This is a genomic window from Micromonospora sp. ATLC16, from assembly GCF_057196645.1.
In genome coordinates this window covers 1-11652 of the sequence record NZ_JBXUOW010000105.1, presented here as the reverse complement: position 1 = coordinate 11652, position 11652 = coordinate 1, and the positions used below count along the sequence as shown (strand labels likewise).

The window sequence follows — 11652 nt, the reverse complement described above, 5'->3', positions numbered from 1 at the left end:
CGGGAGCGGCCTCGCCAGCCCATCGGACGACGGCGGTTTGGACGAGTTCGACGAGTTCAACCCCAGCCGACGCCGAAGTTCCGCGTTCTCGGCTTCCAGTCGATCCACCCGTTCCCGCAGCTCAACCAGCATCGCCAACAGATCCTCGTACGAGGGCGGGACCTGCGGGACGGACGACACACCACGATCATGCCAGCCAATCAACCAAACTGGACGACCGGCCGCCGGCTCACATCAAGCTGAATACGTACGATCGCTAGTTGCCTTCGTCTGCCGTTCGAGATTGCCAAGGTCCACAGAAGCAAGACGCTGGCGCGATAGGCCGCGCTGCGGGTGCGACACCGACCCGACCCGTACATCCCCGACCGGGTGCCCTGCGGGCTAAAACTGCCCGGCAGGGTGCCCATCCACCAGACTCTGCCGTCCGACTGGGCCCACTGCGACTCGTGTCAGGCAGAAGATCGACGCCGACCCCGAAGAGGCTCGACAACCGCCGCGAGCCAGCTATGCGGATCGAACCCCGGCCGCAGCGGCCGGCGGAGGGAGGGCCGAGCGCGTCCGCAACCACTGTCGGTGTCCTCACGGATCCGAGACCGCTCGCGGCCGGCCCCTGATCGGCGAAGAGCCGGTTAGCGCGGCCGGAAGCTGACGGATGCCGGTCGGCTGGGGCTGCTGATGTCCCGCAACGACACCTGCCGCAACCTGATCGCCCACACGCGTTACCGAGGGGTTTTCGGGGGGCGATTCGAAATCGCACCGATGAGCATCGATGATGCCTGCAACGTTTCGGCTGCTCAAGGCATCGCGTTGGTGCCCCCGGCAGGATTCGAACCTGCGACACACGGTTTAGGAAACCGATGCTCTATCCCCTGAGCTACGAGGGCGCGAGGGCCTAGTCTAGCGACCTGGGGGTTCACCTGGGGTGGCAGGGAGTGGCCCACGTTCACCCACGTTCCCCGGACCCCCGTTCTCCCAGCCCAGGACCACAGCCCGAGTCTCCATGTGACTCGCGTTGATCTTGGTGGGCAGGACGGACCGGCCGGCGCGATGGGGTTGCGTCGGCGGGAAGCGGTCTGGTTCAGGCTGCGGCGCGGATCGGGTAAAGGTCTTGCGGTCGCGGACAAGGGCCCAGAGGACGTCGACGCGTCGTCGGGCGAGGGCGAGTATGGCTTGGCGGTGGTTCTTTCCTTGCGCGCGCTTCTTCTCGTAATAGGCACGCGATGTAGGGCACTCTCGGGCGGCGGTGAACGCCGCCATCCACATAATGTGCCGTAGCCGCCGGTGGAAGCGGCGAGGCTGCCGATGGTTTCCGGAGACCGTTCCGGAGTCGCGGGAAACAGGCGCCAAACCTGCGTGCGCGGCGAGCTTCGCCGGGCTGTCGTATTCGATCATGCCGGCGGTGTGGACGAGCAGTTCCGCGGTGAGCAGGTTACCCATGCCGGGCATGCTCCCGATGATCGGTGCGAGGGGGTGCTGGTCGAGCTGTTCGGCGATGAGGTCGTCAACGGCGGCGATGCGCTGCTCGATGGCGAGGATCTCGGTGGCCATCTGCCCGATGACCACGGCGGCGGCCCGTTGTCCGGGCAGGGTGACGGTCTGCTGCCGGGCAGCGGCCACCATCGCCTCGGCGACCTGGACGGCGTTCTTCACGTGGCCGCGGCGGAGCAGGGTGGTGATCCGGTCGACCCCGGCGTGCCGGATCGCGGCCGGTGTCTGCCAGCAGGCGAGGACCATCATCGGGGCCTTCCGGTTCAGGTCCACAGCCCGCTCGAGGGCAGGGCTGATCCCGGTGAGGAGTTCCTGCAGTCGAAAGAGGGTGGCGACACGCTGCCCGACGAGGTCGGCGCGGTAGCTGGTCAGGACGGTGAGTTCGGCGAGGAGCCGGTCGGTGGGTTCCAGGATCGGGATGTCGGGGCGCATGCGCATGGTCTGGGCGATGACGACCGCGTCGCGGGCGTCGGTCTTGTTCTCGCCGGCGAAAGCGGCGGCCATATGGAACGCAACGGTGCCAGAGACGTAGCGGACCTGGGCCTGTCGGCGCCACAGCAGGGTCAGCAGCAGGGCGGACAGGCCGGTGGTGACGTCGACCGCCCAGCAGACCGCACGGCCGTGTGTCGACACCTCGGCCATGACGGTGAGCAGGGCGGTCTCGTCGTTGGCGACCCGGCGGGAGTAGACCAGCCGCCCGTCACTGGCGACGGCGGCCACGTGGTGGTGGGTCTTGCCGATGTCCACGCCGATCCACAACTTCGCCACCCTCGCGCTCCCCTTCGTTGATCGGTTCTTTCGGACGCCCGTCGTCTGTGGATCTCGGGTTTGCCGGCACCTTCTCACGAGGCGAACGCAGGTCGCGGATCTCCATCAGCGGTCTACCGAATCTCGCAGACGACGAAGCGGCGGGTGGCATCTCCTACCGTCAGCCAAGCGATCTCGACGAAACACACGCAGCCATACCCACCACTCCCGGGCATTAGGGTCTACGGCCACCCGGGCCGCGCCCGTTCAACCAGCCCGCCCGCGAGGCGGGAAAGTGGGTGGGCACCTCGAGGCTCAGCCACGATCACGGCGGAACACACACAGCCATCCCCACTCCCGACCCTGCGGGCGCGGCAATCTCGAGCCTGCCGCCGTCACGGGCCGGCACCTCGGACACGATGTGCGGGACCCACACAGCATGCTTCACGGAGCGCGGGGCAGGCGTACGGCATGGTGGCCCATGACGGCTGGTCGCCGGCCGCCGTTCCGACCGGCCTGGTTCCTACGCCAACCATCGCTGCAGCGGCTTGAATAGCGGTGTGCAGGTCAGCAAGGACGGGCGGGACTGGCGGATCGGCGCCGCCGCCGACGTGGGCTGGATCGCGGGTCACACCACTGCCGGTGTCTCGATCGCCACCGCCATCCCGCTGGTCTCCGACGCCTACGCCACCACCTACCAGGCCGACGACGTCACCGCCGCCGCCTACGAGCAGGCCCTGGTCGAGGACCTCACCATGCACACGCCCGACCTCGTTCGTTGCTGGGTGTGACGTTGTGACTGGTGTCGGACATAAGCACGGTAGGAGGGGGCGCCATCCGAGGTGTGTTGGGTGCGTCGCGGACCTCACCGACGAACTCTTCCACGATGTCCTGTGCGCCGGACCGGAACTCGAGCCCCTAACCTTCTCATCCGTGGAGGACCGGCATAGTACGGGGATGCCGATTCTCTTGTCTAAAATAGATACTGTCGTCCTGCCATCACACGAAGTGTTCTGCCTCTACTCGCGTGAGGAGAGGGAGCAGAGGGACCTCGCGGAAGCAGAGCGACTTGCCTCTGCTGACGGGGTCGGGTTCGCCTGGAGTGCCGTCGGGGTGCGGGTCGCGACTGAGGTCAGCAAGGCACTAGTGTCGGTGGAGACGTGGTCGGGGATGCCGTTACTCCTGCGGGACCAGGGTCCGTTTGACTTCGCGTGGGAGGGTGTCGTTGACTTCCCGGACGGCAGGTGGTGCATCAGCGAGTCGCTCGATTCGCTGACGAGGCTCGGCGTTGAACTGCCGTCGGGACCGGGCCGGTGCGGCGTTCGGGTAGTGGCGTACAACCACAATGACGTGCTCGATCGTTACGAGATGGCACAGGCGGGAACTGACGAGGAGTTCGCCGCCATGCTGGCTGAACTCAAGCGGCTCGATCCCGAGACGGCGGAGCGATACCAGATTCAATTGTGGCCGGTGAGGCGGCAGCGTGGCACCGCCCCACCGGATGAGCGCTCCTAAGTGTTCACCTTGACCAGGAACAGGTCTCCATCAAGCACCCGGTACTTCTTGTAAAATTGATTTTCCAGCAGGTCGCGACCAACGTGCTGATTGTCGGTAGCATCGATTACGCGCACCGAGTAGCGCTGAAGGTCGGTCGGCTCCGGCGCTCCGGTGTGCGATCCCTCGTATGTGCTGGCAAAAGGGTATTCGTCGCAATTTGAATCTGACCGTTATATTCACCCCAGATGTTTTTGCATAGTGCGACTGACTTGTTGCGATTATTGTCGTTTTCGGTTTTGTTATGCATTCGCGTCAGGGGTACAGTCTTGCCTGGAACGCTCTTTCCCACCCAGCTAGGGAATGTCAACATCGGCTGTTCCTGAGCATGAAGGATGTGTAGCGCACTCTCGTCCTGGTTGGATCGTTGATGTCGACCTCGAAGACGAGTTGGTGATCGGTGAACACCGCGCCTCGGGCGGCGCCGACGTAGTCGGCCGAGTCGTAGCGGGTCCGGGAGACGCCCGTTTCGACTGGGAGTGTCCAAGTGAACTCGGGCTGCGCCGGGCTGTGTGCGTACAGGTTGAGGAACAGGGCATGCGGCACGATCTGCGGGCCGCCGCCGCTAACCTCTGGCGAGACGAAGCTGATCGACCAGTCATCCTGCAAGCGCCAGGAGGCGACCGCGGCGTCGCGGCTCGGTACCGTCGGGCAGGTCACCAGCGCCGCATTGCAGCCGAGGAACCCAACGCGGATGAACATGGTTTCCAGCACGAGGGTAGACGCATCGGTCTTGCGGATGTCATCGACGAAGACTACGTAGCGGACCTCTCGGATTCCGTTGCTGCCAAAACCAAGCATGGTGATGCTGGAGGTGACGGTGCCGACCATCGCGTTGTTGACGAAAATGGTGATAATCCAGGTACGTCGGATGCACTGCGAGAGGCGATCTCGGAACCAGCCGACTTCGTCGAGGGCAGCGTCCTGAGAGACGGCGCGGATGCCGGTCTACGAATACAGCCCCATGTTTGGGCGGCTTGTCGACGCGCCGGTGGAGATGGTGCCGCTGCTCGCCGTCCTAGCTGTTCTGCACCAGGCGCAGAGTGGCAGGTCGGTGGGCACCTGTGTTCCGACGAGTCATCAGGTCAGTGGGGCGCTGCGGCACCTTGGCTTCGAGGCCGAGGCGGTCGCTGCGTGCGCCACGCTGTACCGGGTGACCGACACGTTCACCGAGGTGTCCGAGGTCGGCGTGTGGAGACGACCTCCGGTCGTCCACCCCGATGGCACCACGAACGGCCATATGGTCGTGTGGACGCCGTCGTTCGCGCAGCTCGTGGACGCCACCCTGGTTCAGGATCCGCTTCTGCTGGCCGCCGCCCAGGTTGATCCGGTCTACTCGACCCCAGTGTTCGTGGAGGTCCCCACCGACCGGAAGGAGTTCCTCGCGGCTCAGCCCGTCGCCTGGCTCGACGATCGCCTGTACGCGTCGTGGGTCCTGCTGCCGGATTGGACCCGGCGGATGGACCCGGTGCTGGAAGGGGAGGCCGGCAGGGTCGTGGAACTCGGCGCACTCGTTCTGGCCACCGACGCGCTCCGCCTCATCGTGGCCGTCGCGGAGGAGCGGGATCTGGGTGCGATGCTGGTCCAGTACCCGCGGCTTGGGGCGCTGCTCCGAGGCGAACGCCAGCTACCGGAGTCGCCAGTCGAGCCACTGCCGCGTCCTGCCGACCACCAGCCCTCGCATGACCTGAACAGTCACTGACAGTTGATTCCAGGCCCGGCGTAGGAGCAATGCTCCTACGCCGGGTTCTCCTTTCCGTGCAGAACCGCGAAAGCTTCCACTCGATGGCTAATCGACGACCAGCAACCGCGTGTCGATGGCCTCGCGAAGTGCCGGCAGCATCAGCACCACGACACCGATAACCGCCGCTCCACAGCCGGCCGCCACCGTCGCCAGCTGAGCCCATGGCACGTTCAACTCGGGATGCTCGCTGACGGCGAAGAACGCTTCTGCCATCGGGATCGTGCACACCATGCCGACCAGAGCACCTGGCAACAGATTCGCTGCCGTCTGCCCGAGCAACACCAGTCGTAGCGTGCGAACGGTGACTCCCTGAGCTCGCAACGCGGCGATTCCGCGGCGCTCCTCGATAAGCCGGTCGAGCAGAGCCACCGCGAGGGACAGCGTCGAGACGACGAAGGCGAGCACAAGGCCGGTCCAGACCACCTGCCGGTAGGTCTGACTCACCGACTGCGCCTCCCGCATCATCGTCTCGACGTCGCGGACCTCCCGATTGCCTCCCTCCTGCAACCGTTCGACGGCCGTTCGCACCCGTTCGACAAGGACAGGGTCGCTACTGGACACGGTGACCAGAAGCTGTCGCCCGGACGCGACGCGGAGTGCCTGCTGCGGGACCTGAGAGACCGGAACGATCCCCGCACCGATCCCGAGTTCCCCTAGTCCGTCCAGGGCATGGCCAACGATCTTGCCAATACGCACAGGTCCGAGTTCGACGTACTTGACGCCGTCGGCGCTCTCGGAGCCGAACTGGTACGCCGCCAGCGATCCGCCGGCGCCCCGCAGGCTTTCCTCTCCGACGGACGGAGCCAGGTACGTACTTTCCGGCCCGCACTCGGGCAATGGGCTGCGCAGCACCGACGAGAGTGCGGCGCAGTCGCCGGCCACCGCGTTGACATCCGCAAAACCATCGCCCGACCGACCCAGCTCCACATTGGCCAACTCCGCCACACCAGCCACCCCGGGCAGATCCAACTCGCCCGGTGCAGGTGCCCGCTCGATGTGCGCGAGAAGCGTGTGCGGCTTGAGACGTTGGTTCAGCTGAGTCAGGGATGCGGGCGCACCCCCGTCGGCGAGTGGCAGCACGGCGAGGAACCAGCCGGAGGCGAATACCAGAAGGGTGACGACGCCAACCACCCGCGCTGCTGTCGCCGCTGACGCCTGAGCGCGCCGCGCCACGAGGAGCACGGCCGGACTGCGCTCCATCCGCAGCATGAGACCGACGACCCCAAGACACAGCGTCGGTGCGCTGACCAGCAGACCAATCATGATCAACAAGGCGGCCACGAAGAGCGGTACGGCGGCTGCGCTGCCGGTCTGGTCGGCGGCGATCAGCCAGCAGGCCGTCAGCAGACCGACGAGGAGCGGCAGCAGCCGCCATCGTCCCGACCGGACAGCCGCGGAGCGCCGGACGACACCCACCGGATTGACGACCACCCGCCGAAGTGCGATCACGGCGATCGCCGTAGCCAACACCGGCAGGCCCACGATGATCGCCGCGGCGGCCGGTATCGGCGGCAGGACGTCGGCGACGAAGGCGCCCTCACCTGGTAGCCGCGCCGCGCCCGCTGCGGCGAGCGCCAGGAAGATCAGACCCCCTCCGATCGAGCCGACGGCTGCGGCCATCCCGACCTCGACCGCGGTCAGCAGCCGGACCTGCATGGCCGACATCCCGGACAATCGGAGCGCGGCAAGCCGACGGTCACGTTCCTGTGACCCCCATCGGACCGCATTGACGACCAGCGCCAGCAGCGGAAACATCAATGCCGCGAGGCCGACCGGCACGGCCAGCCGCAACCCTCCCGGTAGGGGCGGCACGTCCTCCGGCCTGGAGCCCCAGCCGGAGGCTGGAACGTAGTCGGCGGGGAACGCCTCCGGGGTTGCGCCGATCCACACCAACCACTCGCGAGGGCCGGTCATACCGGCGTCGCCCACGGTGCCGACGACCCGCTGCGGGTACCGCTCGCGCAGCGTCACATCCGCTTCCAAAGCGGCCTCGACTCCCGGGGAGACGACGATCTCCCCCGGCCGCGGCAAGCGTTCCAGCCCTGGCGGAGGCGGGGCATCCGATCGCGTCGCTGTCACCTCGGTGACGACCAACTTGCGATCGAGGTAGACATCGGTCCACCGGCGGGCAAGCAACATGCCGGCCGATCGCACCGCACCACGCTCCAGCGTCGGCGACCGGTCGGCCGCGCGATCGCGCTGAGCCTCGCTCACCGGCAACACCGCCGAGCCGGCCAGCAGGAACACCGCGGCCACCGCCATGCCGGCACTCGTCAACATGAACCGCTTGCGCGACCGCGGGCTGCCGACAGCCAGTTGCGCGGCGAGCCCGACGACGCCGGCCAGCTTCACCGCGCCGTTCCCGTCACCGACGGAACCACCCGGCCGTCACGCAACACCACCTCACGCTCGGCGTATGCGGCGATCTTGTCATCGTGAGTCACGATGACCAGAGCACATCGACGGTTCCTGACCTGCTGACTCAGCAGATCAAGTACCAGCTCACCGTTTGTCGTGTCCAGAGCGCCGGTCGGCTCGTCGGCGAAAATGATGTCCGGGTCAGGGGCCAGCGCCCTGGCCACGGCGACCCGCTGCTGCTGACCGCCCGACATCTCACCGGGGCGGCGGCGCGCCAGCTCCTCAACGCCGAGGTCGCGCAGCCACGAGCGCGCGGTGTCCTCCGCCGGGCGCCGGCCGATACCGTTGAGACGCAAGTTGAGTGAAACGTTCTCCAAGGCCGTCAGTTCCGGCACCAGGTGCCCGAATTGAAAGACGAAGCCGAACCGCTGACGGCGCATTGCACTGCGCTCGGCGTCGGACATCGTGTTCAGGTCCCGGCCGTTGAAACACACCCGCCCCTCGCCGGGCGTCACCAGTCCGGACAGGCAGTGCAGCAACGTCGACTTGCCGGAGCCGCTGGAGCCGACGATCGCGATACTGTCGCCCCGCTCCACGGTCAGGTCAACGCCATCCAGAGCGCGGGTCAATCCATACGTGACACGCAGCCCCTCACATCGCAGGAGCGGCGTCCCGCGTTGCTCGTGACTCGGCGACGACTCCATGCCTCGACTCACCCTGCCGACGCCGCATCGATGTGCCACCGTTCGTCGATCTGGACGAGGGTGAGCGTGGTGGAGCCCAGTGCGTCGATCGCGCCCTGCTGGCCGTCGAGCTGCAGCTCAACGGTGGCATTCCCACCGTTGACCTGCGGATCCTTCATCTTCACCTTGCGCAGCGCTGCGGCCGACGCCGGATCCAGACGGCCGGCGACCGCCTTGACACTCTGCAGACAGTCGCCGCCGGCGGCACGCTTCGCGAGCGCCTCCTGGGCCGCCTTGCTCATCAGTGAGCACGCCTGCGTCGCGTTGCCGTCGGCGAGGGCGCTGGCATACAACGGAACTATCTCCCGAACGCCTTCAGGCCCCGGCCGATGTCCGGGGTCGCGGCCCTCCGAGCATGAGACGATCGCTATGACCGGGAGTACGGCGAGAGCGATACGGGCGGCGCGCACCCGCTGAGAACGAGACATGAACGAAGAACTCCTAACGAGTCGGCGAGGGCTGATGGTCAGCCCTTGATGTCAAGACTGGGATGGAGCAAGTGCCTGTTACTGGCGTCGTAAGGCATCCACCGGTTGGAGCCGCACGGCGCGCCAGGCCGGCGGGAGCCCCGCGACGATGCCTGCGGCGGCCCCGGCCAACAGCGCGAAACCGATCGCCACGGGGGTGAGGACGGGCTTCCATCCGTTCCACGTCGAGATCCCCACGACGACGGCCACGCCGGTGTACGCCCCGATCACGGCACCGACCAGGCCGAGCGCGAGCGTCTCAGCCATGATCTGGATAAAGATGTGCCGCCGCAGAGCGCCGAGAACGGAGCCCGTTGGCACGCCACCGCTCGGCCCAGGCCAGCAAAGGCGTACCGGCCGTCAGGTGCGGTCGAATCGCCCGCAAGGCGTCCGCGTCGACGGGTTGGATCGCCACCGCGGTCATGCCCGACGACGGCGGCCGCTCGACGAGGAACGTGCCCGGCGGATCCATTACGCCGGCATGTACCACGCCCTCGATGCTGCGGACCCGCTCCAGGTCGCCTGGCTCGATGAAGTCGGTGAGCGTGGCACCGGCCGCCTGGCTCACCACGAGTTCGGTGGCCCGGAAGCTGTCGAACTCGTCGGTGACCTGACGCGACAGCGTCGAGGACAGCCCGGACATCGTGACGAGGGTGCCGGTGGCGACCACGACACCCGCGATCACGAGAGCCGCCTTCAGACCCTGCGCCCGCATCGACGCGGCAGCCTCGCGCAGCACATCGCCGACGGGTCGATCCGCAGGGGCTCGCTCCGCGCCTGCGGGGTCCGCTGCGCCGTCATCTCGAACGCCTGCTGTTGCTGCGGATATCCTTCGTCGGCGAGGCACTGCCGAACGTCGGCCGAACGTCGGCCGAACGGCGATCCTGCAACGTTTCGGTGAGGCTGATGATCTCCTCCATCGAGCCACTCTGGGCCTGCTTGTCCGCCACCTCGTTCACTGCCGACGGGGTGGGCTCCGGCGTCGACGGCTTATCCGAGGAGCAGCCGGCCGCCAGCAGCACCGCGCCGACGAGGAAAACATTTTTGAGTGCAGTGCGCATCTTTTCGATCCCCCGCATACGCGTTCATCGCAGTTTGTCGGTTTCTTGAATCAGTGCGGCGTGGCCCTCGATGTCGCGCCTGATGTTGGCCAGTCGACGCTCGGTCGAATCGATCCAACGAAGGTCGGCATCCAGATGGAGAATCGCCAGTTCCGCGGCAATCACATCCAGTCGGCCAGAGGTCGGCGACGACTTGATCTTCGTCATTTCACGCATGAGCGCACGATGTGCAACTCGTTGCACATCCAGCACCCTGGCCGCATCTCGCTGCGTCAGCAGAGCAAGAACCACCTTGGCGTAAAGGTCGGGCTGGAGGTATTGCTGCACCCCTCCGGGCTCGAAGAACCAACGCTCGAGCCCATCCGTCCCGACCTCGGTCACCTGGAAGAGCGTCCGGTCCGGACCACCGGAGCGCTCCACGCCGACGACTGTCACCAACCCGTCCCGCTGCAACCGCTGAAGGGTGCTGTAGATCTGCCCGGATCGCAGCGGCCGCCGGAAACCGAGCAGGGCGCCGTAACGTTGTTGCAGCTCATAGCCGTGCAAAGGACGCGGTTCCATCAGGGCGAGGAGCGTCTCCGACACGGCCATGCGGAGAAGTATCCACTGAGTGGGTAGTCGCCGCAACCCCGTTGCCGATTTCGGCGAACGCCCGAACCTCTGTTGGCCGGAGGGCGACGGCAATCGGCGGATGCAATCGCTCACCCTTGGATGATCATGTTGGTCACCACCGCGCTCGAACCGCACGAGGTTCCGAACCCGCTCTTGGCGTCCGCTGCCGTTGGCGTCCGGGGCGCACGCGGCACGCCGTGGGCCGGCCTCCAGATCCTTGCGCCGCATTACGGTCCCGCGGTCACCGGGCGACGAACCATGCGTCGCTACAGAGATACAAAGAAAGCCAAGCGCGCTGGGCCTAGCCTGGTAGGCTACGGGCATGGGCCGGTTTTCCGAGGATGAGCTGCATGCGGTTGTCTCCAGGTACGAGGCGACGCGCGCGGCCGCGTTGACCGAGCGGGACGAGCAGCTGCGGGCTTTTCATGCGGCCGGTTGGCGGCCGGTGGATCTGCAGCGGGTCACCGGATACAGCCGGGAGACGATCCGTCAGGCACTACGACCGGAGGTCCGGCGCGCAACCAACATCAGCCGGCGCAAGGCATCGCCCCAGCCGCCGTCGGACTACCGGACCTATGGCGACCGGAAGCCCTACGTGGTCGCCGAAACCCTCACCGAACTGCACGGGCCGACCGACGGCACAGTGACGCTTCCGCGTCACCTCGACTGGTCCGGGCACGCCGAGTACGACCTGAACCGGACCGCACGCCTGGCCAGCATGTACAAGGTGGTACTCACCGAAGCCAGCACGGCCGAGGATCTGCACACCTGGCTCGACGCCGACCTCCTCCGGCGGCTCTGGCCCACCCTCCGGCTGCCACCCCAGCTCCGCCATCGCTGGGAGGAAGCCTTCCCCGAACTCGCCGCAACCCGCAGCA

At 66.7% G+C, this 11652-nt stretch carries 13 protein-coding genes, 1 tRNA gene and 2 pseudogenes; 4 read left to right on the top strand and 12 right to left on the bottom strand.

Annotated features, from left to right (window positions below):
• From AC2CHE_RS25430 to AC2CHE_RS25420, 3 genes and pseudogenes are all read right to left on the bottom strand, one after another.
• A partial coding sequence (locus AC2CHE_RS25430) for a DUF6444 domain-containing protein (RefSeq protein WP_484507368.1) occupies nt 1–132 on the bottom strand: 132 nt, incomplete at its 3' end.
• A gap of 676 nt (nt 133–808) precedes the next feature.
• A tRNA-Arg gene (locus AC2CHE_RS25425) sits at nt 809–884 on the bottom strand.
• Between the two features lie 205 nt (nt 885–1089).
• A pseudogene (locus AC2CHE_RS25420) lies at nt 1090–2256 on the bottom strand (IS110 family RNA-guided transposase); the annotation flags it as partial.
• 539 nt (nt 2257–2795) lie between these two features.
• Here AC2CHE_RS25420 and AC2CHE_RS25415 point away from each other — a divergent pair.
• Both AC2CHE_RS25415 and AC2CHE_RS25410 read left to right on the top strand, forming a co-directional pair.
• On the top strand, nt 2796–3026 hold the full coding sequence (locus AC2CHE_RS25415) for a hypothetical protein (RefSeq protein WP_484507367.1): 231 nt from the start codon (nt 2796–2798) through the stop codon (nt 3024–3026).
• A 166-nt stretch (nt 3027–3192) separates the two neighbouring features.
• Complete coding sequence (locus AC2CHE_RS25410; protein WP_393143132.1) at nt 3193–3750, top strand: hypothetical protein; 558 nt, start codon at nt 3193–3195, stop codon at nt 3748–3750.
• Here the strand turns inward: AC2CHE_RS25410 and AC2CHE_RS25405 are convergent.
• Both AC2CHE_RS25405 and AC2CHE_RS25400 read right to left on the bottom strand, forming a co-directional pair.
• Nucleotides 3747–3944: pseudogene (locus AC2CHE_RS25405) on the bottom strand (NucA/NucB deoxyribonuclease domain-containing protein); the annotation flags it as partial. The gene AC2CHE_RS25410 and the pseudogene AC2CHE_RS25405 sit on opposite strands and share 4 nt — an antisense overlap.
• A gap of 151 nt (nt 3945–4095) precedes the next feature.
• Nucleotides 4096–4620 carry a hypothetical protein gene (locus tag AC2CHE_RS25400; protein WP_484507366.1) on the bottom strand — a complete coding sequence of 175 codons (525 nt, stop codon included), beginning with the start codon at nt 4618–4620 and terminating at the stop codon, nt 4096–4098.
• Nucleotides 4621–4753: 133 nt separating this feature from the next.
• Here AC2CHE_RS25400 and AC2CHE_RS25395 point away from each other — a divergent pair, with 133 nt between their 5' ends.
• Complete coding sequence (locus AC2CHE_RS25395; RefSeq protein WP_484507365.1) at nt 4754–5491, top strand: hypothetical protein; 738 nt, start codon at nt 4754–4756, stop codon at nt 5489–5491.
• Between the two features lie 87 nt (nt 5492–5578).
• Here the strand turns inward: AC2CHE_RS25395 and AC2CHE_RS25390 are convergent, their stop codons facing one another.
• From AC2CHE_RS25390 to AC2CHE_RS25360, 7 genes are all read right to left on the bottom strand, one after another.
• On the bottom strand, nt 5579–7885 hold the full coding sequence (locus AC2CHE_RS25390) for an FtsX-like permease family protein (RefSeq protein WP_484507364.1): 2307 nt from the start codon (nt 7883–7885) through the stop codon (nt 5579–5581).
• The gene (locus tag AC2CHE_RS25385; RefSeq protein ID WP_484507363.1) at nt 7882–8595 is read right to left on the bottom strand and encodes an ABC transporter ATP-binding protein; all 714 of its coding nucleotides are present in this window, start codon (nt 8593–8595) and stop codon (nt 7882–7884) included. The genes AC2CHE_RS25390 and AC2CHE_RS25385 overlap by 4 nt, the downstream gene beginning before the upstream one ends.
• A gap of 8 nt (nt 8596–8603) precedes the next feature.
• Complete coding sequence (locus AC2CHE_RS25380; RefSeq protein WP_484507362.1) at nt 8604–8927, bottom strand: hypothetical protein; 324 nt, start codon at nt 8925–8927, stop codon at nt 8604–8606.
• A gap of 213 nt (nt 8928–9140) precedes the next feature.
• A complete protein-coding gene (locus AC2CHE_RS25375; RefSeq protein ID WP_484507361.1) occupies nt 9141–9368 on the bottom strand; it encodes a hypothetical protein in 228 nt (75 codons plus the stop codon).
• Nucleotides 9361–9816, bottom strand: a complete 456-nt coding sequence (locus tag AC2CHE_RS25370; protein ID WP_484507360.1) for a hypothetical protein — start codon at nt 9814–9816, stop codon at nt 9361–9363. Before AC2CHE_RS25370 ends, AC2CHE_RS25375 begins: the two co-directional genes overlap by 8 nt.
• Nucleotides 9817–9898: 82 nt before the next feature.
• The gene (locus AC2CHE_RS25365; RefSeq protein WP_484507359.1) at nt 9899–10162 is read right to left on the bottom strand and encodes a hypothetical protein; all 264 of its coding nucleotides are present in this window, start codon (nt 10160–10162) and stop codon (nt 9899–9901) included.
• Between the two features lie 24 nt (nt 10163–10186).
• A complete protein-coding gene (locus AC2CHE_RS25360) occupies nt 10187–10753 on the bottom strand; it encodes a PadR family transcriptional regulator (protein ID WP_484507358.1) in 567 nt (188 codons plus the stop codon).
• 343 nt (nt 10754–11096) lie between these two features.
• Between AC2CHE_RS25360 and AC2CHE_RS25355 the strand changes: the two genes are divergently transcribed.
• A partial coding sequence (locus AC2CHE_RS25355) for a hypothetical protein (protein ID WP_484507357.1) occupies nt 11097–11652 on the top strand: 556 nt, incomplete at its 3' end.